21 protein-coding genes and 1 tRNA gene are annotated in these 25,819 nt (G+C 42.2%); 10 read left to right on the top strand and 12 right to left on the bottom strand.

Annotated features, from left to right (window positions below; genetic code table 11):
• Positions 1–61 precede the first annotated feature (61 nt).
• Positions 62–1,651: an FAD-dependent oxidoreductase gene (locus F3I09_RS01310; RefSeq protein ID WP_149693234.1), complete on the top strand. Its 1,590-nt coding sequence runs from the start codon at positions 62–64 to the stop codon at positions 1,649–1,651.
• Positions 1,652–1,848: 197 nt separating this feature from the next.
• On the opposite strand, the gene F3I09_RS01305 is transcribed toward F3I09_RS01310, so the two are convergent.
• From F3I09_RS01305 to F3I09_RS01285, 5 genes are all read right to left on the bottom strand, one after another.
• On the bottom strand, positions 1,849–3,765 hold the full coding sequence (locus F3I09_RS01305; RefSeq protein ID WP_149693233.1) for a hypothetical protein: 1,917 nt from the start codon (positions 3,763–3,765) through the stop codon (positions 1,849–1,851).
• Positions 3,734–4,915: a 2-oxoglutarate and iron-dependent oxygenase domain-containing protein gene (locus tag F3I09_RS01300; protein ID WP_149693232.1), complete on the bottom strand. Its 1,182-nt coding sequence runs from the start codon at positions 4,913–4,915 to the stop codon at positions 3,734–3,736. The genes F3I09_RS01305 and F3I09_RS01300 overlap by 32 nt, the downstream gene beginning before the upstream one ends.
• A 9-nt stretch (positions 4,916–4,924) precedes the next feature.
• A complete protein-coding gene (locus F3I09_RS01295; protein ID WP_149693231.1) occupies positions 4,925–5,737 on the bottom strand; it encodes a tRNA-dependent cyclodipeptide synthase in 813 nt (270 codons plus the stop codon).
• A gap of 129 nt (positions 5,738–5,866) precedes the next feature.
• On the bottom strand, positions 5,867–6,592 hold the full coding sequence (locus F3I09_RS01290) for a LytTR family DNA-binding domain-containing protein (protein ID WP_149693230.1): 726 nt from the start codon (positions 6,590–6,592) through the stop codon (positions 5,867–5,869).
• Positions 6,593–6,596: 4 nt separating this feature from the next.
• Positions 6,597–9,635, bottom strand: a complete 3,039-nt coding sequence (locus tag F3I09_RS01285; RefSeq protein WP_149693229.1) for a sensor histidine kinase — start codon at positions 9,633–9,635, stop codon at positions 6,597–6,599.
• A 517-nt stretch (positions 9,636–10,152) separates the two neighbouring features.
• Between F3I09_RS01285 and F3I09_RS01280 the strand changes: the two genes are divergently transcribed.
• From F3I09_RS01280 to F3I09_RS01270, 3 genes are all read left to right on the top strand, one after another.
• Positions 10,153–10,998: a helix-turn-helix domain-containing protein gene (locus F3I09_RS01280; protein WP_149693228.1), complete on the top strand. Its 846-nt coding sequence runs from the start codon at positions 10,153–10,155 to the stop codon at positions 10,996–10,998.
• 91 nt (positions 10,999–11,089) lie between these two features.
• Positions 11,090–13,564, top strand: a complete 2,475-nt coding sequence (locus F3I09_RS01275; protein ID WP_149693227.1) for a histidine kinase dimerization/phosphoacceptor domain -containing protein — start codon at positions 11,090–11,092, stop codon at positions 13,562–13,564.
• On the top strand, positions 13,561–14,952 hold the full coding sequence (locus tag F3I09_RS01270; protein WP_149693226.1) for a sigma-54 dependent transcriptional regulator: 1,392 nt from the start codon (positions 13,561–13,563) through the stop codon (positions 14,950–14,952). The genes F3I09_RS01275 and F3I09_RS01270 overlap by 4 nt, the downstream gene beginning before the upstream one ends.
• Positions 14,953–14,969: 17 nt before the next feature.
• Here the strand turns inward: F3I09_RS01270 and F3I09_RS01265 are convergent, their stop codons facing one another.
• A complete protein-coding gene (locus tag F3I09_RS01265; RefSeq protein ID WP_149693225.1) occupies positions 14,970–15,497 on the bottom strand; it encodes a phosphohydrolase in 528 nt (175 codons plus the stop codon).
• A 222-nt stretch (positions 15,498–15,719) separates the two neighbouring features.
• On the opposite strand from F3I09_RS01265, the gene F3I09_RS01260 reads away from it, so the two are divergent.
• The 4 genes from F3I09_RS01260 to F3I09_RS01245 all read left to right on the top strand — a co-directional run bounded on the left by F3I09_RS01260 (position 15,720) and on the right by F3I09_RS01245 (position 19,336).
• Positions 15,720–16,730 carry an alpha/beta fold hydrolase gene (locus F3I09_RS01260; RefSeq protein WP_149693224.1) on the top strand — a complete coding sequence of 337 codons (1,011 nt, stop codon included), beginning with the start codon at positions 15,720–15,722 and terminating at the stop codon, positions 16,728–16,730.
• 53 nt (positions 16,731–16,783) lie between these two features.
• Positions 16,784–17,563 carry an alpha/beta hydrolase gene (locus F3I09_RS01255; protein ID WP_149693223.1) on the top strand — a complete coding sequence of 260 codons (780 nt, stop codon included), beginning with the start codon at positions 16,784–16,786 and terminating at the stop codon, positions 17,561–17,563.
• A 44-nt stretch (positions 17,564–17,607) separates the two neighbouring features.
• Positions 17,608–18,174, top strand: coding sequence for an alpha/beta fold hydrolase (locus tag F3I09_RS01250; RefSeq protein ID WP_149693222.1), 567 nt, complete (start codon positions 17,608–17,610; stop codon positions 18,172–18,174).
• A 250-nt stretch (positions 18,175–18,424) separates the two neighbouring features.
• A complete protein-coding gene (locus F3I09_RS01245) occupies positions 18,425–19,336 on the top strand; it encodes a hypothetical protein (protein WP_149693221.1) in 912 nt (303 codons plus the stop codon).
• 273 nt (positions 19,337–19,609) lie between these two features.
• Here the strand turns inward: F3I09_RS01245 and F3I09_RS01240 are convergent, their stop codons facing one another.
• From F3I09_RS01240 to F3I09_RS01235, 3 genes are all read right to left on the bottom strand, one after another.
• Positions 19,610–21,334, bottom strand: coding sequence for a serine hydrolase (locus tag F3I09_RS01240; protein WP_149693220.1), 1,725 nt, complete (start codon positions 21,332–21,334; stop codon positions 19,610–19,612).
• A 231-nt stretch (positions 21,335–21,565) separates the two neighbouring features.
• A complete protein-coding gene (locus F3I09_RS33940) occupies positions 21,566–21,724 on the bottom strand; it encodes a hypothetical protein (protein WP_188133638.1) in 159 nt (52 codons plus the stop codon).
• Positions 21,725–22,156: 432 nt separating this feature from the next.
• Positions 22,157–22,230, bottom strand: a tRNA-Asp gene (locus F3I09_RS01235).
• Positions 22,231–22,789: 559 nt separating this feature from the next.
• Here F3I09_RS01235 and F3I09_RS01230 point away from each other — a divergent pair.
• A complete protein-coding gene (locus F3I09_RS01230) occupies positions 22,790–23,359 on the top strand; it encodes a TIGR00730 family Rossman fold protein (RefSeq protein ID WP_149693219.1) in 570 nt (189 codons plus the stop codon).
• Between the two features lie 124 nt (positions 23,360–23,483).
• On the opposite strand, the gene F3I09_RS01225 is transcribed toward F3I09_RS01230, so the two are convergent.
• From F3I09_RS01225 to F3I09_RS01215, 3 genes are all read right to left on the bottom strand, one after another.
• Complete coding sequence (locus F3I09_RS01225; protein WP_149693218.1) at positions 23,484–24,242, bottom strand: hypothetical protein; 759 nt, start codon at positions 24,240–24,242, stop codon at positions 23,484–23,486.
• An 11-nt stretch (positions 24,243–24,253) separates the two neighbouring features.
• Entirely contained in the window at positions 24,254–24,559 is a 306-nt protein-coding gene (locus tag F3I09_RS01220) for a hypothetical protein (RefSeq protein WP_149693217.1), read from the bottom strand.
• A gap of 105 nt (positions 24,560–24,664) precedes the next feature.
• Positions 24,665–25,129, bottom strand: a complete 465-nt coding sequence (locus F3I09_RS01215) for a response regulator (RefSeq protein WP_149693216.1) — start codon at positions 25,127–25,129, stop codon at positions 24,665–24,667.
• 315 nt (positions 25,130–25,444) lie between these two features.
• Between F3I09_RS01215 and F3I09_RS01210 the strand changes: the two genes are divergently transcribed.
• Positions 25,445–25,720: a hypothetical protein gene (locus tag F3I09_RS01210; protein WP_149693215.1), complete on the top strand. Its 276-nt coding sequence runs from the start codon at positions 25,445–25,447 to the stop codon at positions 25,718–25,720.
• Positions 25,721–25,819 lie beyond the last annotated feature (99 nt).

Genomic DNA, 25,819 nt, shown 5'->3' with positions numbered 1-25,819 from the left:
AGGACTATTAATAGACCTAAAGTAGATATTTTATTTTACTTCGGTCAAATATCTTTGTGTAATGAAACAGCAAACTAAACATACACAAGTAGTCATTCTTGGTGGTGGCATTACAGGTATAGCTGCAGCGCTATATTTAGCGCAACAGGGCGTTGACTTTATATTGATAGAAAAACATAAAGGCGTTTCAATATATCCACGGGCAAGAACCATTGATGTCAGAACAATGGAACTATTCAGAAGTCTGGGACTTAGTGAGGATTTGCGGGAAGGCGGAAAGGCATTAGCTCCGGCCTGGGGTATCTTACACGGAAGCAATCTGGTTGAAACTTTACAAAGTTCCATCTCTGAGAGTAACGAGAAAATTGCCACCCCTGCCCAGTTAATTGCAGTTCAAAAAGAAATGAAGGACTTAGCTGAAAAATCTCCGGAAAGCCTCTGTCGTTGTACACAGGATATCAGCGAAGCCATTATGTATGAAGCTGTCCGAAAGAAAGGTTTAGATCTTCATTTTTATCACCAGATGCTATCTTTTGAGCAGCATGAAAACGGAGTAGAAGTTTGGGTTAAAAACAGAATGACTGAAGAGCACTATACTATCAAGGCAGACTATATGATAGCGGCAGACGGTGCTAATAGTACAGTGAGAACAATGTTGGAGATCCCGATATCCGGAAATGGTTCGTGGACTGATTTGCTGAATATTTATTTCGAAGCTGATTTAGCGTTTTTAGTAAAAGGACGGGAGTTTAGCCAGTTTTTAATTGATACGCCAGAAATAACGGGTTTCCTTTTAACTATTAACAATAAGGACAAGTGGGCATTTCATTTGCGTTTTCATCCTGAAAATGGTGAAACAATAGCCGATTATCCGGATGAAAAATTGATTGCAATCCTTCAGCAGATTTTAGGCATTCCGGATCTGAAAATTTCCATCCTCAAAGTTCTGCCATGGCAACTGACAGTAAAAATTGCAGACCAACTGCGTGTTAATAGAATCTTTCTTGCAGGCGATGCCGCACACACAATGACGCCTTATGCAGGCAAGGGTGCAAACACGGGCATACAGGATGTACAGAATTTAGCCTGGAAACTGGCAGCGGTTTTGAAACACCACGCAAATGATACTTTATTGAACACTTACAATACGGAACGTCAACCCATAGGAGCTTATTATGCTACTATTTCGGGCGAACTGGCAGGCGAAAATGGCCTGATAAACGATAAGTTAATGATTACCAAAGGGAAGGATCTGTTAGGTTTACCCAATTATGGTTATTTGTCCTCAGCAGTAAAAAGAGAAGCTAATCTGCCCTTTACTTATTTTATGGGAGAGCCAGGAACACGCATTCCACATCTATGGCTTGACGAATCTCATAGTGCATCATCGATTGACTGGGTTAAAGGTCAATTTACATTGGTAGTTAATAATAGCGACAGTTGGCAAACCGCTTGTGACAAAGTAAACCAGCTGCTAAACATTGACATCCAATTGGTAATATTAGATGATGATAACATTTTGGATGAATGGATGGCCCTTACCAATACAACGGTTAATGAAGCTTTATTAATCAGACCCGACGATTTTGTTGCCGCAAAACTAACATCGAACAATTTGTTGAGCGTAATGGAATCCATTTTAGGTGCCTGAGTTTATAGTCACTTGTACCGGGCCTGTTGGGTGAAACAGGCACTAATGAAAAAAGGACAGATTATCGAAAGATAATTTGTCCTTTTTCTTACGGGGTGGGAGGGACGAAGTTCGAACCTCTTTGTACGAAATTTATTTGATATTCATATGTTTATGAATGATTTCGCTACTTGACTATACCCGCCTTCCTACTAATATTAATTCCCAAGAAGCTTCTCTATCGGTTGATCGGCAGCTTCCTTCATCCCAGTAATTAATGCGCGGATTGCCAGGGCCTGTTCTGCAACAGCTTTGGTGAACCAGATGGTTTCTATTGCCGCATCCTTATACACCCTCCATTCGCCACTCTCAGGATCATTGTAGCGCAAAATAAGTCCCATATTCGTGGCAAACAGCATGCTGCCATCTTCATAGAAGCGGGCCTGAAAAACCTGTAGATGATCTAGATCCTTTATATCCTGTGGATCTACCATCTCTAAATGTTCTTGAACATGCCAGTTGTTTGCGACCTCATTTTCTATCTCAAAAATAAGGTTACCTATCTGTAAAAGGATTTTGTTTTCTACAAACGAAAATACACAGGGGCTGACCTCACTGCGTCCTTCAACCGGAGCGACGCCATAGGTATCCTTGGATAGCCGTTGGGGATCGAGATAAGTGTCCTTTATTACTGTCATTTTAACAGTATCCCCTTCCGTTACTTGTACTTTATAGAGTTGCCCAGCTCCTTCCTTATCTACGGCGAAGGTATACATCGCCCATTGCTCCGGCGCTGGCCGTGCAGTCACACCTACTGACAACAGACTTACGTTTCCGGGTATAGATCGAAACTTCCATTTATCAAAGCGCCAGGCGCCAGGTGTCCAAGCATTAGGTAGGTCCTCATGCGCTGTTCCTGCCCGGTCATCGAATGTGCAGAATGCAATTTTTTTGCCTGCGTTGAGAATACACACAATGAGCAACTCTCCATCTTTTTTTTCTCCTATAGTAACCTGCTCTATAGAATCGCCATTTAGATCAAGAGGAGCTCGCTCCCATTCTACTCCCTTCCGTCCAACGTAAAGACCATTCCTTTCAACACTAAAAATTGTTCCACTAGAAGCGGTGGCAAAGCAGTTACTGTTGCTATTTTCCAGACTCTCCATTGAGAGCCCTCCTAGAGCGCCTATGCGATGGTAAATTTGGTTTGCCTGCAGGAAGCTAAGACCTTTTCCGCTATGATATTGACTTCGCGCCGACGATAACCACGTTGAATAAAAGTCCACTTCGACGACGGATGAATAATGAATATTTCGCATTCTATTTTTAAGTTTTTCCGCTATACGACGGCGAATCCCATAGAAGATTTCCCTGCTTTCCTTGTCAGAAGCTTCCTGAGATTCAGCATTAGCTCTTTTATTGGTGATCAACAGGTTCAGTAATTCAATATAGGTCCAGAAATGCACTGCATAAACGACATTGAGTTCAAAGAGTGCCAGCCATTCAGTCGAGTGGGGTTTAGTGTGTGAATTCAGCGTATTAAATCCTTCATCGATCTGTTCATAATGCCTTTCCCAATCAGGAAGGGATTGGTTCATATAGTCCACGGTAATAAACCGCCCATCTTTAACCCATTTGTCAATTCGGACCTCCAGCAACTGCCATGAACTGATACCTGCTGTTATCTTATCACGGGTATTTCTCAGCGTCTCTTCCATGATTAAATTTTCAATTTTGCTGAGCATAGATTCGGTAGGCGGCTTAATGGCTTCCAGAATGACAGAGATAATGCCCAACATTCCGTTTAACAAGGCTCCAAAGGCAGCTCCGGCGGGTCCCATGGAAAGAACCAGTGTGCCCGACAGCGCCCCTATGCCACGGAGTAAAGCAGCAGAACCACCATTGACATCGCCATTCTGAAATGCGGTAATTGCATTCGTCGTTTCGTCAAGCGACTTGGAGACAGCAAGGCCGGCAACACCAATAGGCGTGTCTTTGTAGTCGTTGTTAAAATTGGTGATCCCGTTTTGTATGCTTTGTGCAATATTAGTACCCATAGTATTTTTTTGAAGGGTTAAGATTATATAAATATTTATTTTGATATCATTGAGCGAATAAATGAGCGTCGGCTTCATGCTGTTCATCTGTGACTTCCATGTGGCGGATAAATTCGCCAAATAGATGACTGCGTAATTTAGAGAAGGTTACATACCCGTCGTTGCCAGCATCGTAATACAGCTTATTGAATACGCTATCATTCGCCGTATCGGATCCTAACATTATAGGGCGGAGTTTTGCATTAAGCGGCGGTGCCTGGAAAAATACCAATACATCACGGGCACTCCCTTTATGGAGGTTTTGTGGAGGCCGCACTACGCGATGTACGGTTGCCTTTATCCGGTTGTCCATGAGCAGACGAAGTATCTCTCCGAGATTTACCACTAAGGTGCCGCGAATCGCAGGTATCTTTACAAAGTTTTCACCTATCATGGCTTCAAGGCTGATAAACCCATTATCTGACGGCGTTTGGTATAACAGCGTAATTACATCCATGTCAAAGTGAGCGGCCATGCGATCTTTATTATTTCCTGGTACATCAGCACAAGCAGCCAGTGGAACATCAGGATATTGGAAGAAACGCAGTTCCCCACAGCTTTTTTCTATAAGTATATCACGCATCACATCTTTACTTTCGGGCGAGAGGTTAAGTGCTGTTGCCATAGCCTCAAGCAGTTGCATTGAAGTATGGTGCACAAGACTGTAATAACTTATCCAGGCGGCACGGAAAGATTCATCAGGAAAGACATTGGCAGAGTACGCATTAGAGGCAATGTCGTCTTCTGAACTAACGCGGCTGCGAACTTCTTCGGGCGTTAGTTCCGGTCCCATCGTGTATTTCATGCACAGATCCTTTCCCTGGCCAGTGCCAAAAAAGCGGGCCGTACTCTCGAAACGGTAGCCAGTATAACCACGAATCTGTTCATGCCTGCCAAATGCCTGTTTGTATTCTTCTGGCTGGCCATAGAAAGCCCGTGTAATATTGGATATTGCTCCTATACTCTGCTCTGGAATACCGTGGTTCTTTACATAGAAAAATCCGGATTCAGTAACAGCGGTCCGTAAAGCATCTAATGCATTCTTTTGCTGCTCATGCCCTGCCGCTCCGTGAAGAACAGAAAGATCAAGTACTGGTACGCCTTCAGGCGCATCTTCCTCTGTATACCAATTCATCTTATCTATTGGGAGGGGCTTGAAATTCCAGTTTTCGTGTGTTGTATTTTGCATAAAAGTGTTTTAGTTGTATTTTTCTTCTGTAAGTTCAATTTCAAACACCACCCAGCCCAGGCCAGGTAAGGCATCCTGGTATTGACCATCACAAAAACCATGACCCAACGCAAAGTCCTGATGATAGGGAATGATGATATCCCTGTTTTCACCGTTCCGGCAGATGGCCATGTAAGCAAATTCTTTCAGGAGATATTGAATAGATTCCAGTGCAGCTGCCTCCGTAATAAGTGCGCTGTCAAGCTTTCCTGCGAGTACTGAACGCCCCTTATCCAATGCATCCCGCCTGAAAGCTTCATTGGTGTCGAAAAGATGGCAAACATTGGCATAGGACTCCTCATAACCGGGAAGTGTTGCAATATCCTGATCCCAGTCAAGCATCCGTAACTTTGATAGTGGAGATTCAATACGGGCGCGTTCCATAGCGCGCAGACAACGGTTTTTGATATTCTGCCCGTTCCTTTTTGCTTTTGCTATGGCTTCCTGCTCACTATAACCCAATGCACGGTAAGTATGTGCTGCTATTGTATCGGGTACTAACACATGCACCTCATCAAAAAGTTTTGCCATAGCGGAAATGGCTACTTCTATACGTTTGCGGGTAAAAAAAGCATTGCCAGGACTCATGCCCAATAATACAAGTGGCTGCCTGTTTAGCATCTCCCATCCGACCTGCAATGCAGGACTGTGTAGAAGCGGTAGTATGCGAAGGCTGCCGTCGGGGACATTAATTTCATAATGTCGATGGGCAAGGTTTGATGCGGTAAGGGGGGGCTGTTCTTCAGAAGATAATTCCGTTTTACTGCCAGTCGATTGAGCCATGTTGAGTTTATTCTGATAACTACTAATCGACGTAAATTACTATGCTGCATAGTAATGCGACAGGTGGTGTTGCCGGTGAATGGAATTTTGTTGTGAATGACTGATTTTATGTTGAGAACGAATTTGAGGCTATCCTAATTTTAGATGTCTAAACAGACTGTCACGGAAGGCTTTGCTTACAGGTATTTCTATTTTATTTATAACGAGATATTCAGTGTTGATTGCCTCTATGTGATTTATATTGACAGCATAACTCCTGTGCACGCGTACGAACAACGGGGAGCCTATCAACTCTATATAATCCTGCAGTGTATTTCGTACCAGCAGCTTACCACTAGCAGTATATACATTTACATATACATTGTCACTTTCAAGGTACAGGATGTCTTCAATCTTCACTTTATGAAACAATGAACCCTGCTTGATGAAAATTGCATTGTTTACTATATAATTTCCTTCGACCTGTTTTCTCTGTTTAGACGCTCCATAATTGTGTAAGCATAGCTCTATAGCAGTATAGATATCATCTTTGCGGAAAGGCTTTACTAGATATGCGTGTGGATGTACTTCCTTCGCTCTTTTAACGGTAACCGGATCTGCATTAGCCGTTAAAAACATAAAGGGAATGCCAGGATCAAGACGAATTTTGGCCGCCAGATCTATACCATCTTTGTAACCGCTTAGTTGTATATCGACCAAAAGGAGGTCGGGTTTTTCTGTAGCTATCATATCCAGCGCTTCCGTATAGCTGGTTGCGGGTTCTGTAACATCATATCCCAATTCCTGTAGCGTATTTGAAATGCCGAGTGCAATGATCATTTCATCTTCCACTATACCTATTTTTGCTTTATGCATAGGGTTAGGCTATATTTTTTCGTGTATGTGTATCAAGAAATGTTACCAAAAAACAATTGTCTTCCCTGTTATAGGAAAAATTTCCGCCTATTTGTCTGGTAAGACTTTTTATGAGGGTTATACCCAAACTCTTATTGGTTTTCAGATCATAGCTTTCAGGGAATCCCGGGCCATAGTCATAATAACGGAGCGTTAAGGTGTCATCTGCCTGTTCCAGCTCTATTTTCATTCTGCCCTCCTTTTGATGTTTATACGCATATTTAAATGAGTTGGTCATCAGCTCATTCAATACAAGACCAAGAGGAAGTGCGGTATCTATATCCAGCCAGGTTTCCGTCACGTCATTCTGCAAATGTACTTTCTGTCCGCGTTTTAGATATACTGATAATATCTGTTGAAGTAATTCATAGATGAAACCAGATAATTCTATGCCTGTAAGATCTTCCTTATGATAGAGCTGAAAATGGACTAGTGCTATGGAACTGATACGGGAAACACTTTCCTCTAACGATTGCTTTGCTTTTTCGTCAGAAATATTTGAAAGCTGTAAATTTAAAAGTGTACTGACTATCTGCAGATTATTTTTTACCCTATGATGTATTTCTTTCATTAGTACATCTTTTTGTTGGGAAGATATCTCCAGCCGACTAATGGTTTGTTCCAGTTCAGATGTCTTTTGCTTTACGATACTATCCAGGCGTATATTTTCCTTCCTGAAACGGTAAATGCGCCACTTATGTCCGATAAATACAATTGCAGCAACAAGCATCAATACCATTGCCAGAAACCAATTACGAAGGTAAAAAGGCTTAATGACATTTATCCGGAATAGTAATTCATTTGCCGCCCAGCCTCCTTCACTGGCCTGCGCTTTTATATGAAGCGTCATTCTGCCATATTGGAGACCACTCAACTGTAACGTAGGCTCTTTGAAGCTTATCCATCCGGTGTTTAATTCATCTATTTTCCAGTAATAAATATTTTGTCTGGCTTCATCGAATGTAAGCAGTGCAAGGTTAAGATTAAAAAAGCGGTCGCCGGGCTGTAATGTAATAGAAGATGTATGTATTAGTTCCGCAGTCTTATTTATTAGCTTCCCTGTATTGCCATCAAATTGCTCGAAAGAAGAAACTTCAAGTCGGGCATTTTTCATATCATCATCATCATAAAAATCATCAGGGTTGAATGCAGTTACACCATTCAGTGTACCCAGATAGAGATTACCCGCTTTGTCCCGGGTATGTGATAAACGATTGAACTCATTGTAAGAGATACCATCGTTAGTAAGGTAAGTTTTTACATGCAGACTCCTTTTATCAAATTTCATAAGACCGTAATCGCTGGTCAGCCACAGCCTATTTCTGCTATCGCCATATATTGCACAGATGTTATTGTTACTAAGCCCATCAGCAATGGTAAAGAGATGATATTTATTGTGTATCTTATCCCATCTTATCAGCCCATTAGCTGTACCCAGCCAATAGATGTCAGCTGAATCGCGATATATATGATGGATATCAGCTGTGGGGAGAAAGTATGTACCGGTATCCACAGATGAATAACGTGCGATAATTCCCCTTACTGAATCGTATACATACAGTCCCGAATTACTACACACCCATTTCCGTCCGTCATTGTCATCTATTATATCGATCACAAGAGAGGTTGCCAGACTTATATAAGCGTTGTATTTTGTAAAATTTGTAAATCTGTGTTTTTTAAGATCGTAATATTTCAATCCTTGCCAGCCGGCCGTTAGGAAACTATCTTTGCCAATTTCTGTTATTTTCCATGTTATTCCGGGGGGCGCAGCTTGATGATAAGCAGATGTCAACCATTGTTTGTCGTGGATATATATATCGGCTTCCCTCAATCCGAACAACCGGCCGTCCCTGGTTTTAGTAAGTGAAAAAAGGCGCATATTTCTTTCTCTGAATGGTGAGAACTTTTGTTGCGCACCTGTTGCCAGGTTTACCTCATAGATACCTTCTGCTTCATTAACGGCGTAAAGGATATTATCATTGACAAGAAGGGCGCGAAAGCTGTTATAGCTAATATCTTTCCCTTCATGATAGAAATACTTATGAAATTTGTTTTTTGTAACAGTGATATGCGTCAGGCCAAAACCGGATGATATCCATACTTCATTATCGCTTGCAATAAAAACATGGGCGCAATAAGTACGATGTAGCGGTTCTAATTTGGCGATCAGATCTTCCAACATGATACCACCAAGTTCATATTTCTCAGGAAGTTTATATGGTAAGTATTGCCCATTGCTTGTATACATGCATAACCTGGCAATGTTTTGATTTACTTCTACATCTGTAACGGGCTTGCTGGTGTTTTTTTGCCCGGGCATTGCTTTCGTTAAACTATAACTGCCAACTGCGAGGGTTGGCAACAGATATAAAGAGTCTTCATTGTGTTTGGATTGACTCAGCAGCTGACCGTACATGTTTATTTCGCAGATAAGATTAGATGAATCTACTACCCAAAATGTATTGTTGCTACTCCAGGTTAACCAGCGTGTAACCTTCACGGGATATTTTATTTTATGTAACCCGCGGCCTGCGCTCCAGGTGAAAAAATAGGGGTTTTGTGAACTCCCGAAGAAGAGTGTAGTATCATTGAACTTCTGTAGAAGATTAAAACGAAATGTTTCGTTATAACCTGTTTTTTCTCTCAGGGATATTGATTTCCCTGTTAATGGGTCAAAAATGAAAAGGTTATTATCATTGTTTTGATAAAAATCTGATCCCATTATCCAGAAACAGCCATTATTATCCAGCACCATTCCGCTCAGGTTATCGAAGGGAAGGATATTTTTTTCGGCATTATATACCTTAAAATTGTATCCGTCAAAACGGTTAAGGCCTTTAGAAGTACATAACCAGATAAAGCCAAATGAATCTTCGCAGATATTATTCACCTGCCTGTCACTCAGACCGTCTTCTACGCCCCAACTTTTGATATTAATGTTATATGCCTGACCGTTTGCTGATAAGCTGATGAATAGGAGTATGGCCAATAATAATCTCAAAAAATATGTATTTATAGTAAAAATACATATTAGTAATAAATGTATCGGGTTTTCTTCCTAAAATAGTAGCAGGAAATGAAGAAGGAGCACATTAAAGCAAAGGAGTATTTAAGAAGATAATTACTGCATACAACGACAAACAGCTTAAGAAATGCGAACGCACAGTCCGCGGAAAAATTGAAACGCCTTCAAATTCAACAATTTGAAGGCGTTTTTTTTGTTCCGAGGACTGTGGGGCAACTTTCGAACCAGTTTATGGCGAATCTCAATAATATTGCAAATTTTTACAATGAATATTTGATAAAGGTTCAAGCATCAAAATGAAAAAGATATATGTGTCGGTGATGGGGATCGTGTTCGAACAAAAAGGGAAAGGTGGAGGGCGATGACAGTAGTGCTATTTCACAAAAATGTGATATTTCGCAGATTATAGAGATGGAGTGAGGTATTAACCTATTGTCTTTTAGAGCGTTAACACCCGGCACAACGATTGGTTAGTAAGCGGTAAACTAACACTATGAGCATTGAAAATCGTTCATGCAACACCAACGGAGAGCAACTCAGCATTTTCGCCATCGCTCCGCTTACTGAGAATTCGGAAATCTATTCTATTTATCCTGACCCTGGCCGGCACCATATGTTATGGGTAAGTACAGGCGAGGGATTTATCAATACCGTTGGAAATACATGTGCCATAGAAGATGGAGTTGTATACTCCATGAGCCGCGGCCAGGCAAAAAAAATCATTTTCACAGCACCATCAAGGGGATATTCGATATCCATACCTGCCGATCTTTTATATATTGGCAGAAGTGCCTCACCTTTCAGCACAAAACAAAGTTTGTACGGTGGTCCTTTTTCTTTACGGATGGATGAATCCACGCTCACAGACACGGAAGATATTTTGAACCGGATCATTAAGGAATCTGCGTTAGCAATGCCCTGGCAGCAGGAATTGATGGAGCACCTTTTCAAGCTCTTTCTATTATACCTTGCAAAAAGAATCCCGGTGCATGATATTTCATTGAAATGGGACCGCGACTTTCAACTTGTCCGAAGATTCATGGATCTCCTTATAGGCAACATTACGGAAAGAAAGAGGGTATCCTCCTATGCGCGGGAACTGTACGTTAGTCCAGGATATCTGAATATGGTTGTCAAAAAGGTCTCAGGGTTCACCGCCAGCTACCATATTCAACAACAAGTGGTGGAGGAAGCAAAAAAAATAGTAATAACTACAGGATGCAGCATGAAGGACGTTGCCTATAGCCTGGGCTTCGACGATACCGCTCATTTCAGCAAATTCTTCAAAGCAAACGCTGGCACTAACTTCACCAGTTTCCGAAAAGCTCTCGCGGGCTGAAAAAAATTGATGTTTTTTGTAGTAACTTAGTCTTTTACCATCATGCGCCTACCTATTAGGCTATATAAGACCCTCAACCAAACTACTTGTAATGCATAAGCGCTTTTTAATTTATGCGGGGCTGGTCAGCCTATATATGCCAACTAATGCACAAACTGGTGTGTTCATGAAGGACACAGCCAGTATCAACAGGATGCTTGTCACAAGCGACAATTGGGCTGAAAAAATCAACAATAATGAAGCCTTCCGTGATACTGCTTTGTCGTTGACTGTCGAAGCAGAAACGTTAAGTCGGGCTATCAGGTTTAACGATGGCATATTAAACAGTCTTCTTTCACGCTATAATATATACGTCAAAAGCAAAATCCTTAAAACAGGGCAAAAAAAGGACTCGAGCAAAGAAACAGCCGAGATCAATCAGCTTGAATCAGGCATCGTCGGTTTTGTGAGCTCAAATAAAGTAAGTAGGACTTTGGGTGACGTTTATGAAGAATTGGGGAATGTGTATAACCGCGACCATAATCACTTTTCAGAGATTCGGAGGCTCTTCGAGGCGGCAGCGCTATTCTTTAAAAAATCGGGCGATATGAAACGGGAATCTGAATCACTCTATGAGGTTGGCTTTATTTATAATATGCAGGGTAACCTGGAAAAAGCCCGAAATACCTATTTAAAAAGTATTGAAGTGGGGCAGGCCGCCAGGGGTAGAAAGAATCTACAGCAGGTTTACGGAACTTTAGGTAACACATACACCTTTCAGGGAGACTATAAAACGGCATTAGAATACAATTTGAAGGCGCTGAGCATGGCCGAGGCGGAAAAAGACAGCTCCACCACGTATGGTGTTATCAATCTTTACCTGGGATTAGTCTACGAGGCGCTAAAGGACAAGCCTGCAGCATTGAAGTATTATCAGGCTGCCTTCAATGTGTTTCAAAAATATCCCAAAACCAACCTGGGTGATCTTACCTCTTGTATTTATAACACTGGTAAAATGATCCTGTATTCAAACCCCGAAACTGCAATTACTTTTGTTGAAAATCAGATAAAGCGATTTCCAGCCCTCGTTTCGCACAAGGAATACCCTATGATCCAGGTTCTGATCATGACCGCTTATTTAAAATTGAAGGATTATCAAAAGGCGCAGAAATATTGTGACGAGGTAATAGTTTTAATTGATAAGTCGCCGCCACCGGAGCAAAAAAAGCTTTTACCAACCGTGATCCAGTTCTTTATTGCCAGTAAGCAATATGACCAGGCAAAAAAATATCTGCCGCTCTATCAACAGATTTCGGAAAACGAGAATGATTTTTCAAATGGCCTGACAGCACATAAGTATTGGTACAAGCTTGATTCCATACAGGGTAATTTTCAATCTTCTTTGATGCATTTCGCGAAGTATAAGGCATATGGCGATTCACTATTTGACCAGTCAAAATCCAGAGAAATTGCACGGCTCCAGATACAATATGAGACAGCCAGGAAAGACAATGACATCAAACTGAAAGAGCGTGATATCGAGGCACTAAGGAAGCAAAGCCTTCTTCAACTGGCAATCAATGACAGAAAGGAGCAGGATCTACAATTAAAGAAAAAGGATATTGAGCTGCTGCAGGGACAACAGCAACTTCAACTTGCGGTTGCTGCCCGGCAAGACCAGGATTTAAAGCTAAAAGACCAGAATATAAAATTGAAGGAAAAGGATATCAGCCTTCTCACACAGGAAAGCCTGCTCCAGGCGATTCGCTTAAAGGAGACAAGAATCACCAGGAATTATATGATCGCTGGCGCTTTAATGCTTGTCTTGTTACTCGGTCTTGCTTATAACAGGTTCAAAGTCAAACAACGTAGTAATCGGGAGATAAATGCTAAGAACCAATCGCTACAAAGGCTTGTAGAAGAAAAGGAGTGGCTATTGAAAGAAGTTCATCATCGTGTCAAAAATAATCTCCAAACTGTTGTAAGCCTTTTAGAATCACAATCAGCATACTTACAGGATGATGCCTTGACAGCCATACAGGACAGCCAGAACAGAGTGCATGCGATGTCACTGATTCATCAAAAACTTTATCTTGGCGAAAATGTTGCTTCGATAAATATGGCAGTCTATCTACCGGAATTGGTCAACTATTTAAGGGATAGTTTCAACGTCCATCAACAAATCCGGTTTCAGCTTGATATTGCCCCTACAGAGTTGGATGTGTCTCAGGCTGTTCCGCTTGGTTTGATTGTCAACGAAGCAATAACTAATTCTATTAAATATGCGTTTGTCGAATCCAGGCAAGGCCAGGTTATTACCGTTCGTCTATCTGAATCGGATGAAAAACATATCGAACTTGTAATATCCGACAACGGCAAAGGTTTACCCGACGATAACCATCGAAATCGAAGCGGCGGCCTTGGTTTGAAATTAATGAAGGGCCTGACAGAAGATATTGACGGCCACTTTACGATCCGGGCAGACCACGGTACCCGGATCAACATCAGTTTTATGGCTAACCTGCCTTGGCATAAAAATGGTCAGATTGGAAAAGCCGGAGCAATCCCTCAACTACAACCAACATGAAAGAAAAAATCCTGATCGTGGAAGATCAGTTCATAGAGGCTAACAACCTGCAAATGATCCTGGAACGCGCCGGGTATGAAGTATGCGGGATCGCGCGTTCCGTGCCGATTGCAACACGAATGCTGGAGAACGTTACTCCGGATCTGGTGATGCTTGACATCTTTTTACAAGGGAATTTAACAGGTATTGATCTCGCAAAAATGCTGAAGCAACGCGGTATTGCGTTCGTCTATCTTTCCGCTAACTCCAACAAAGAAACCATTGATGCTGCAAAGGCCACACATCCGTACGGATTTCTCGTAAAGCCTTTCCGCGAAAAAGATGTGTTAGTAATGCTGGAAATTGCAAAATACATGCATCTTAATGGAGTTGATTCTGTATTGAAACAAAAAAAAACGGTGACTAATACAGGATCACGGCAATTCGGTGAACGAGGAGCGTTCGATAAAATAATAGGGCAGAGTCAAAAGCTTCAACATGTTTTTGAGCATGTACATATTGTTGCACCTTTCGATACTTCAGTCCTCATACTGGGAGAGAGCGGTACAGGCAAGGAACGGATTGCAGAAGCTATTCATGAGCTTTCCTCGCGCTGCCGCCAGACACTGGTGAAAATAAATTGTGCTGCCCTACCGGCAACACTGATTGAGTCTATTTTATTTGGACATGAGCGAGGCTCATTCACTGGTGCTACCGAGAGAAGAATTGGAAAATTTGAGCAGGCCAACCACGGCACCATTTTCCTTGACGAAGTTGGTGAGCTGCCATTAGAATTACAATTAAAATTATTGCGAGTGTTACAGGAAAAGGAAATGGAACGGGTTGGAGGCAGTTCGGTCATTAAAGTTGACGTGCGCGTGGTTGCGGCTACCAATCGAAATCTGGAAAAAGAAGTCGCAGAGGGACGCTTCCGCATGGATCTTTATTTCAGGCTCAATGTTTTTCCAATAACTCTGCCACCATTACGAGACCGGCAGGAAGATATCCCCTTACTGGCTAACCACTTCATAGAAATGAGTTGCAAGCGCATAGGTAAATCTACATATCGTATTACCGATCCAGCTATCGTACGGCTGAAGAAGTATAGCTGGCCGGGGAATGTGAGGGAACTTGAACATATTATTGAACGTTCAGTCTTGCTGTCTCCCCATGGGGTAATCGAACATGTTCCCATATCCGACGGCTTCGATGAAAATGTCAATACGGTTGGCAAAATAAAAACGATGGAGGAGAATGAGCGGGATCACATTATAGATGTGTTGAAGAAATGCAATGGTAAATTGTCTGGAAAAGGTGGTGCAGCAGAATTGCTCGGCATCAATGCTTCAACGCTAAATTCGAGGATCAGGAAATTGAACATTCAGAAGGTAAAAAACGTGTTCAGATAATTTTGCATCGTGCTAATCTATCGTCTGAACATTGGTAGTGGACGCAACGGATGTCTAATAAGATTTCTTAGAATCTTTTTTACAAGAAACCAATGAAACCCTTTGTTCGCAAACGCTTTTTGATGTCGCCTCACCAGGCTTTTATCTACACCAAATTTTATAGCCCCGAGTGAAACGTCTATCCAGTCTGCCTTCCGGAATGTATTAATCTTAACGCTATCTGGCCCCGAATACCGGGTCAGCTTGTGATGGTAATAGATCATTCGGGCAATTTCATCTTGCAGGTGTTCTCTTCCAGTTTCACCCAGATATTTTATCGCCTGTCCTATAGAAGGCTTCAAATAGTCTATAGTGTTATCTGTCCAGATACCTATATCGTGAAATACAGCTGCAATCGCATATATCTCCCAATTCCTTTCTTCGGTATCCAGAAGGCAACAATTCAGGAACACCCTGTACACATGGTTACGATATTTTTCCCGATCCACGGCGAGGTGCGTCGCGAATTTCTCTAAGACTTCTTCAATAATGGGTAATGTACTCATTCCTAGTCACGATTTGTTTTTATGAGCCAGGTTGTAAATATAGCTAATTGCTCCCGGCGTGAAATGACTGTATCGACACTGTTGTTGTACGTTTCGATGTAAAAATTTTAAACAAATTATACAATCAATTTTATTATTTGTCAATTGACCTGGGCCTGTGGTATGAATAGCTTTGTGATGTATCATTTAGTAAAGATCTTTTTTCAAATCAAATAACACAGTATGAAAATTTCCCTGCCCGCACCAGACTACCAGCGCTGGTCTATCCGTAATGGGCTTTTAGGCAGTTCACTCTTAGTCTATCTCCATCTTTGTTTGGGGGGATGCAACACTGCGGATAGCAACAGTGTTAAGCACTCCCCCGACATTGATACAACTGTCAGCAAGATCACCGCTGTGAATGCACCCACAAAGTTTGCTGAAGTCGATGGACATAAAATCGCTTACCGGCGCATTGGGCAAGGAGAACCACTCATTCTCTGTTCGCGGTTCCGTGGTAACCTCGATTCCTGGGATCCGGCTTTTCTGGATGCACTCGCTGAGGAACACACTGTGGTTACGTTTAATTATAGTGGCTTTGGATCATCAACAGGAATTCCCCCAACAACGATGGCTGGCTTTGCAAAAGATGTCCTTGATCTCAGCGCGTCTCTGGGTTACGACAAGTTTATTATTGGGGGGTGGTCGTTTGGAGGTGCGGTCGCGCAAAATATTATCACTGAGCATCCGGAGAAAGTGTCTCAGGCAATCCTTATTGGGACAAGACCGCCAGGTAAGATCAGCCACAGCTTTGAGGAATCCTTTCTGCGGGTGTCACGTATCCCCCACAATACCCTGGAGGATGAGGTTATCCTCTTCTTTGAACCAGCATGGGAACCAAGCGTGGAGGCCGCCAGGCGAAGCCATGATCGTATTGCACAGCGGAAAGAAATGGATGCGCGTATCGATGAGAAAGTATGGCCTGATTACATTGCGGGCTTTGCGGACTTTACGGCGGATCCTTACAAATCAAGAGAGAAATTATGCAATACCCGCCTTCCGATAATGGTGATTTCCGCTGATCATGAAGTTTGCTTTCCACCAGAAAATTGGTTTGAGCTTAACCGCAAGCTTCCAACAACACAGTTAGTTGTGATCCCACGCACCGGGCATGGCGTACATCATGAGTATCCGGAGCTTGTATCCCAATATATAACCAGCTTTTTACGTGATCGTCAACGAAAGTTGCAGTAACCAGTTTATCAGTGGCAATCGAGACAGCATGTTTTACCGATAAAAAAAATAATATGAGTAAGATCAAATCGAAAACGATCCTCTTTATAACAGGAGCCTATGTCAGTCACGCATGCTGGGATAAATGGAGGCTTTATTTCGAGGGCCATGGTTATAATACCATCGCCCCGCCGTGGCCCTGCAAGGACGCGGATGCCGTAACACTACGGAAACGGCATCCATACAAAGCGCTGGCAGCCGTGAGCATGTATGATATCATAGATCATTATAACGCGATCATCCGCAAACTGCCTGAAAGGCCGATTCTCATTGGACATTCCTTCGGAGGACTTTTTGCGCAGGTGTTGCTTAACAGGGGAGTTGCCGCAGCCGCAGTAGCGATTCATGCTGTTCCCCCGCAAGGTGTAATTCCCTATGAGTTGAATTTTTTGAAGTCGAATGCGGCTACCCTTGGTTTTTTTACTTCGATAAATAAAACTTTTCTAATGTCATTCAGTAAATGGCGCTTTGCCTTTACAAACGGGATGCCCCGACAAATACAGGAAAGTAGTTACGAAGAAATGGTGATTCCTGAATCCAAAAAAGCTGCCAGAGGTGGTCTCACGAAAGCTGCTTATGTGGATTTCAAAAAAGAACACGAACCATTACTTCTGCTGGCAGGGACCCAGGATCAATGTATTCCCGCACACTTGTGCAAGCGCGTTTACGAGCGGTACAAATCCAAAAATTCTATTACGGATTTTGTTTTGAAGGACAGAAACCATTTCGTACTCGGGCAACCTACGTGGAAAGAAGACGCCGGTTATATACTGAATTGGCTGAACCAACATTAATAAACAAAAAAAAACTTAATTATTCATATTAACAAATTTTCATCATGACTATCTATTCAAAAATAAAACAAGTGGGTATTTTGATAGCGCTCTTGCTATCAGTTATATTGGTTTCTATAGATGCCCGAGCTCAATCAGCAGTAAAAAATATCGTACTTGTCCATGGGGCCTTCGCCGATGGTTCAGGGTGGGAGGCAGTCTATCAGATTTTAAAAAAGGATGGCTATAATGTCAGTGTTGTCGGAAACCCCAATACCGGTCTGACCGACGATGTGGCCGCAACGCAACGGGTGTTGGACCGTCAGGACGGAACGACCCTTTTAGTGGGGCACTCTTATGGCGGTGCTATAATCACAGAGGCGGGTAATCACCCTAAAGTTGCTGGATTGGTTTATATCGCGGCTTTTGTACCGGATGCAAATGAAACTTTACTTAGCCTGCTTCAAGCATCACCACCGGCTCCAAAATCAGGTATCCTTCCTCCCGATGCATCGATCACTCACCATAAAAAAAGCCTTCAGACATCATCTGAAGGCTTTAATTTCCTGCGGGCTGTGAGGGACAACTATCGAACCAGTTTGCCCGGGATTTGGACCGGATATATCAGTTAGCAAAGGGATAGTATAGCGAATCGCAGGATGACTGCACACTTTTCTAGTCTATGTTACTGTTACAGGCTTTAACCGCCATGTAACAACCCGCAGCCCAAGCCTGGCAGCCAATAGCTTTAGTGTTTCCGGAGGAAGTTTTGGGATTAACCTCGCTCCTTCAAGTGTGACAACGCTTGTTTCGAAGTAAGAAGGATACCTGAATTAAAAGCCTTATGATGAAAATCATAGGGCTTTTATTATTTTGCACACCATGAGAAGACCTTTACTGTTCCTGTTTATCGTTTTCGCTAATATGGTAAATGCACAGCCTAATAAAGCTTACCAGAATAACCGGCAAACGTATAACCTGAAGGGCAATGTAAGATCTATTATAGAATTTAACTACAAGCAATACGTTCCTGATTCGGAACTAACTTATTATGTTACAAAGCGATATTATAAATTTAATGCCGCAGGTAACTGTACTGAGTTAACCACTTTCCTCGAGCATGAAAGCTTTCAGTGCAGGAATGTATACCAATATGATGAAGCTGGTAACAATACTGAAATAATTGCCTATAATGAAGATAGCACCCTGGATTACAAAGTTACTTATGTGTTCGACGAACATGGCAACATGATTGACTTTTCTAATTACGGTAGCTCCGGGTACCTGAAATACAGGGACCAACGTACCTATGGCCCAGACCTTAGTTTTGTTAAAAGTCGGGTTGGTTTGACGCCTCCCGGCTCAACCTCTACCTACAGGTATACATACGATTCCCAGGGCCGGCGCACCTCGGAGAACTATTACAACGATGATGAAACAAAACTTAAAAGAAGGACAGAGTGGCTGTACAGTGGAGATACTACAAGAGAAACAGAATATAACCGGTTCGGTGAACTCTCAGGAACGAGGCTGAGTGTATATGACAAAAACAGCCGCTTGATTGAATCTAAAATAACTGCCGGTTACGAGAACATGAGGGAGATCCACTATAAATATGATACTTTCGGAAATGAACTTGAATGTATAGTAAAAGATAGTGCAGGAGTAGATATGAAGAGATCATACCGGTGTGAATATAAGTATGACAAAACCGGTAATTGGATCAAGAGGATCACTTATAAAGCAGATGGGACATTAAAATCGTCAATAGAGAGACAGATCGGCTACTATTAGATTGATCTCTTCAAAATGAAGGTATTGACGTTAATTTCAATATAAACAGTAGAAGTACCATCCTCATGCACCCTCGTCGTCCGGCACCTTTGAATAAGATTAAAGATCTGCTGCCGCATCACTGGAAAAAGAACAGACTGCAGGCATCAATAGAAAACAATAACCCCACCGGGTAAAACGGAATTGCTGCCAATCAATATCCGAAAATCGATGAGCGAAAATTATCATCTGCAAAAATGCAATAAGTACCTTCCTTCTTCATAAGCAGTCAGTTCATTTTCGAAATGTGATGCCACCAAAGTTAACTATCTGATACGCTCCTTCATTGTGAAACGTAACAGTAAACCCACCAAAGCCAGAATACAAGTTGGTCGTCATCGCATGATTACTGTCAATGACGTCTAAGGGAATTTCATTCGAACTTCCCATAGTCTTTAACCGGCACATAAGCACTTGGTCAGGCGTGATATATATCTCTATGCTTTTAAATTTACTGTCCCCAATTAACATCTGATAACCATATTGCTCATACAGGCCACTTCTTTGCTTCCATGCTAAAGTATCTATAGGACGTAGGCGATAACCAATATTGTACTCCCGATTCTTGTCGCTTTGGATTAAGTAGTGGTAACCTCCGATGTCGTTGAAAAAATAACGTTGTTTGATGTTTTTAATTACAGTGTCTGCACCCTTTATTGTGTATGGAATGTATTCATTAGAGCTAACGGGCTTCAGCAGCGTTACGTTGCCTGCACTTTCCATATTAAGATGTCCATTATCGAACCTTATTGTGGTATATGGAACCGAGGAGGCATAGGAGCCCACGTGCGCCTGAAGGATTAATTTGTTAAGGCTTACAGTAGTTGTTGTTGCGGCAGGAATGTTTATTGGAGAAGGAAACAGGTCTGAAACACTTAAACCGAACCGTGGCAGCATATTAAAACAGAATTCCTCAGCAGCTTTGCCGCCTTCTGCGGTGTTGGTAAGTACCATCACAGCCGCATTCTTATCCGGAAACAATAAAAGTTTGGCCTGTGCAAAACCGGCGCTACCTGCATGATATGGCGCAAACGTACTATTGTTCCTAAACTCGAACCATCCAAGTCCTTTCTTGTTAGTTTCAATTCGAACGCTTGCATTGCTCAATGCAAACATCTGTTGAGCTGTCTTTTGACTTATAAGCGCATTGCTTTTACCTCTGTAAGCATCCAGCATCCCTATCGCATATATAGCAAGGTCGTTGATGTTTGAATAGATACCACCCGAAGCAATATCACGAAGCTCATATTCTTTGAACTCTTGCCCATATGCATAAATCTTGGTACGGTTCTTTAAAGCATCCATCGCAAAGCCACTACTGGTCATCTTTAGCGGCAAGAAGATGTGTTTGTGAACATAGTCTGCATAATCTTCTTTACTTACGGTTTTAACAAGATGGCCTAAGACGTTGTACCCTGCATTGGAATAGAGGGCAACTGCACCTGCTGGATACAAGAGATAAGTATCATTGATATACCTCAGTACATCAGTGTACTTACCGCTTTCAAGATCAGAGTTCTTCCATATGTCCGATTGAATGCCTGATGTGTGGGTGATGACAGACCTGATGGTAACAGTGTTTGCACTGTACTGTGGTCGTGACATCGGGTGAAAGCCTGGCAGGTAAGTGTTCAGCCGTTTGTTTATGTTCAGTAGACCTTTCTCATGTAACTGCATCACGGCAAGTGAAGTGAAAGTTTTGGTAACTGAACCTATATTAACAACGGTTTCTGGAAGCATTGGCACTTTACGGTCACGATCCGAATAGCCAAAGCCCCTCGCCCAAATTACCTGACCGTCGATAACGATTGCTGCACTCACTCCTACAATGTGATCGGATGCCAGTTTATCTGCAAAGTACTCGTCAGACTTTGATATAAGTTCCTGATATTGTTTATGAGTTTGCGCTAAAGTGATTTGCCAGAATAATAGTAGTGATAAAGTTAAAAGTCTATTCATCAGGTGTTAGATTAGACGTTAAATATACAACTAACAGTATAAGTAGTGTATCATATTAGTAACATCTCATAACGACGATTCAGGCGAACACTTAACGGATCAGGTTGAAAGTTGGGGGATTTAGGATAAAGTAGTTGTTTTTTGCAGGTAACAAAAACGGACAAGAACATTGGATCCCTGGGCCCCTTTTGTAAACAATACCCATACACTATTCTTTTAATTAAGTACCGATCAGCCATCATTGATTGTTATACCCCTGGAAATATCGTGCGCGTCAAGCTGCTTTAGCGACACGTTTAAACTCTGCCATATTCTACCGGGTACGTTCAACACCGGATCAATCTTGATCCTGCCTGCTGACGCTCCGCCAGATGATGCTGTTTTTGCCATTGTTTTAGCTTATGAGGATTGAATAATTGGCTGACCAGTATAGCCAAAAAAACATTTTTATGAATGAAGGGCCGCCCTGGTGCAAGGTCAGTGCCGGGCAGGTTCCGCGCAGGGTGTGCTATCTGCAAGCCTCGTCGAGACAAATGGAAGTGCAATGGTAGGGATATTGTCGGGGGATGGTCTGGCGCACTAGAGTTCCTGTAGGGTTTCTGCTGGGTCTCTGTAGGGATCCTAGAGCATACCGGTACAATACTCAGGCCATTACCGTACCATAGGTTACCACTCGCTAAGCGTTTTTAATAGAGTTGTATCCCCAGGAATTCAACATGACCCAGGAAATTTGGATAGTCTAATACTGGCAAAATATTATTAAAAAAAAAAGTGGGTATAATTAAGCGTTTTTGCTCGATTATACCCACTTTTACTCAGTTGCGGACCAGACGGGACTCGAACCCGCGACCTCCGCCGTGACAGGGCGGCATTCTAACCAACTGAACTACTGATCCTTTTTGTTCGCCGGGGTGCAAATATTGAATAAATATTCCAAATGGACAAATAAATTGTTTACAACTACCCCTTTATATGAACCGTACCAATCCTTAATCATTTATTAGTAAGCACTTTGCTGATGGCAAGCTGGCTTGCCTGACTTTCTGATCCTGATCCATATGAAACAATATTACACCCTATCAGGACTAAGAAGCGCTTCAACAATATAGCATTGGAATAGTATATAGCTTTCATTTGAGTTGCATACAACTAGCATCTTCCTCCGTTATTCCTCCGTCTTTCCTCCGTTTTTCCTCCGTTTTTAACGGAAGAAAAACGGAGGAAAATCCTGGTCATATGCAAGTCACATGCAGGTCAAACGGAGATGCTGACTCTGCCATAGCATCTATGAAAGGCTCTTAATGACAGGATTAAGGGCCTTCGTGTACATTGTTTGAAACTGCTTTGAATTCTTTCCTAACATTGCATTGTGAGTGACGGTAAAAAAAGTCTGATGAACCGCCCGATCAGGACATTTGTCCCGTTTGCTTAGTTGTTTTTTATAACCTTTGCCCCATGAACAACATTGCTATTTTTTGCGGGTCTAACTTCGGAAATGATCCGATTTACACCAGTTTGACCAGGGAATTGGGAAATTGCATAGTAAAGAACAAGCTAAGGCTGATCTACGGTGGAGCAGCTGTCGGCCTGATGGGGGTAGTTGCCGACCAGGTATTGTCATTAGGAGGAGAGGTGATTGGCGTATTGCCGGAAAAGATCTCCAATACAGAGATCGCGCACAAAAACCTTACAGAGTTGCATGTTGTAGCTACCATGCACGAGCGGAAGGCAATGATGGCGAATCTGGCGGATTGTTTTATAGCAATACCCGGCGGTATAGGCACCCTGGAAGAGATCATAGAAGTGTTCACCTGGGCGCAGCTGGGATTCCACAGTAAACCTTGTGGCATCCTTAATGTGAACGGTTACTATGATAAGTTGCAGGAGCTGTTGATGACAATGTGCGAGGCGGGATTTTTATCGGAATATCATATGAAGTCGCTGGTTTTTGATGATGATCCGGAAAGGTTACTGAACACACTGCTGCAGCAAAAGGTGGTTTATCAGCCTAAATGGGTGAAGTAGGATATGTTGGGGGGATTTTGCTAACGGTGTTTGAAAAATCGGGCATCCTGCATATCAGCCGGTCTGCCGGGAAAAGCTGGACGCATCGGTGCCATTTAACATGGCTTAAGAAGCGGTCCTTTGATTACCGGCCTTCAGGCCGTGTTTTTAAACTAAGGTAGGAGGCATGCTTTTTATACTGGTTGGTGACCCTCCGTCCCTGAAAATTGAGTGAATAACTTCGCACTCTTTTATTAGGATTAATATTATCGTGGTCAATATAACGTAGGAAAAGCTGGGTAAATCTTTCCGCTCTTGCCAATGGATAGTCATACAGAACACTTGCCAGCACCAGAGAATACTCGCTGAAATCAAATCCCCGATGCGTTTTTATCCATTCTGTGATGTCCAGCTCAATGTCAACATTGGCTTTATCCACTCCGCGGGCAACGATATAGCAATTGAACGGTAATATTCTGGCCAGCAGGTTCAATCGTTCTCTGATAATTTCTGCATCGGTAGAGACGATGGCGTCTCTTTCTTTTAAGGGCTTTGCGGTGAATTCATATTTTGCCTGGTAATCCGGATGCTCGACGGCTAAATAGAAATTGTTAATTGCGGCCGAGCTGTCGTTGGTAATATAGTCTGCCGCGACAGTGGAAAAATACTTTAAAAAATCCGGCCGTTCACTTGTGTCTACCAGGAAGTGCATGGTATGATCTTTAGGGTAAAGAACGATTGAGAGACCTTCCTTTTTGGGGAAGACAGGATTACGGTCTATCATAAATCTTGGCTCAATTAAATATCCTATGTATCCCGCTTTGTCCTGCATATTCCAGATATACTGACCGAATGCGTATGTATGAATACAAAGCAATATAATGATAAAAGATACTGTTTTCATGCGTTTGGAGCTCAGTTTTTGGACTGGTTTAATGGGGTGGTTTTAGCAGGTATAAGCTGTAACACAATAATGCAATGTTGTACACTATTGTGAAATTCATGCTTCACATCTTCGACAAAAAGGCGGACATGTTGTGTATCGAGCCTGGCACGTTGGTCTTTATTTAAAAAGAATTCACCATCAAAGAGATTGCCAGGTACAGGCAATACGGGAATGTCCACTTCAATATCTTTGCAGTCTATAAGTATAGGGCATTCACAATACCGGATAAATATTCTTTTCCTGGTAATCCGGATCATTTCATCCTTCTTCATCATCAAATAGGTTTAGGTAATAAATATTGTTTTAAGGCATGCAGACATAACATGCTCCCGGCTTAAATAAGCCGGAAGGAATGATAGATCACGGTTACAATTTTTTGGTCAGGATTTATTTAACTGCTGTTCGATCTTTCTTTGCAATTCCGCAATTTCAAGAGGCTTTTTAATAATATCACTAACGCCTTGCCGGATATAATCTTCATAGGAATTAAAATCCTTTTCTACAATCGCGATAAGTGGCATTTTTCCGCCTCGCTCTCTTATGCCTGTTAACAACGCCAATGGATTGGAGCGTCCGGACAATGCTGTAGAATAGATCACGAGATCTATTGATCTGGAAAACACAATCTTTAATGTTTCTTCAGCATTCAGCGCGATTGTAACAGATACCCCGGACCATTCGAGGTATTGCTTGAGCATCTTGCAGATAGCCAGATTGTCCAGGGCAAGCAGGACGCGGGGACCAAAGGGTTCTTCCTGGTCTTTTAAAAAAGGGGGCCGGGGTATCGAAGGCAGTAGCTTAACAGGGCCAGTCCACATTATCCGCCCCTTAAGTGTTGGGAACATAAGCAGAATTGTTTAATGAGAGGTTGTGGTATCACTCTTCCGCTGTCAGGGGAAGCTCAGGTTCTCACGACAGAAAAAGAAAGCGACGCTCTAAGTTGTTGTGGGTTATGAAATTAAGTATTGCTTTAGGATAAATACCTGCTTCGCCAAAGTTTTAGCGCGATCTATCATGCAACCTTATCTAAAGCAAATATAAATTACTTAAATACTATTATTGATAATAGAAATGAAAAACTTACAAACATGTTGTTAAAATGTAATGGATAGCCATTTGCTTTTACTTTATGGAAGTAAAACACTTCTGAATCTATTATAATGACGGCTAAGAGAACAGGATATGAAACAATTAAGATACTTATCGAAGCTGGTCACATCAAACAGTTTGATCAAATATTCGATACTGTTTCCCGTACCAACATGGCCAAGGATCTGGGTATGAATTATCAAACATTTATCTACAGGCTAAAGCGTCCTGTCGCCTTTACATTGGAGCAGCTGATTGCCATAGCCAATCTTATCGGTGTTGAGCGCCTTGTCATTATTGAGCTCGTTCTTAAGCAAGTGGATGCCAAAAAGAAAGGTAAATCCTAGCCCCCGGTGATCCTCTGCGGTTCCCCATTCAGTCCTCCGTTTTAATGAAATACTGGCTTCCCTCTGCTAATCTTCCAAAGGTCCTTATTCGCTTGATCT

It is taken from the genome of Chitinophaga sp. CF418, from assembly GCF_900142925.1.
Classification (GTDB): domain Bacteria; phylum Bacteroidota; class Bacteroidia; order Chitinophagales; family Chitinophagaceae; genus Chitinophaga.
Note: the sequence above shows the minus strand (reverse complement) of the source record. Positions and strands in the feature narration are given on the sequence as shown.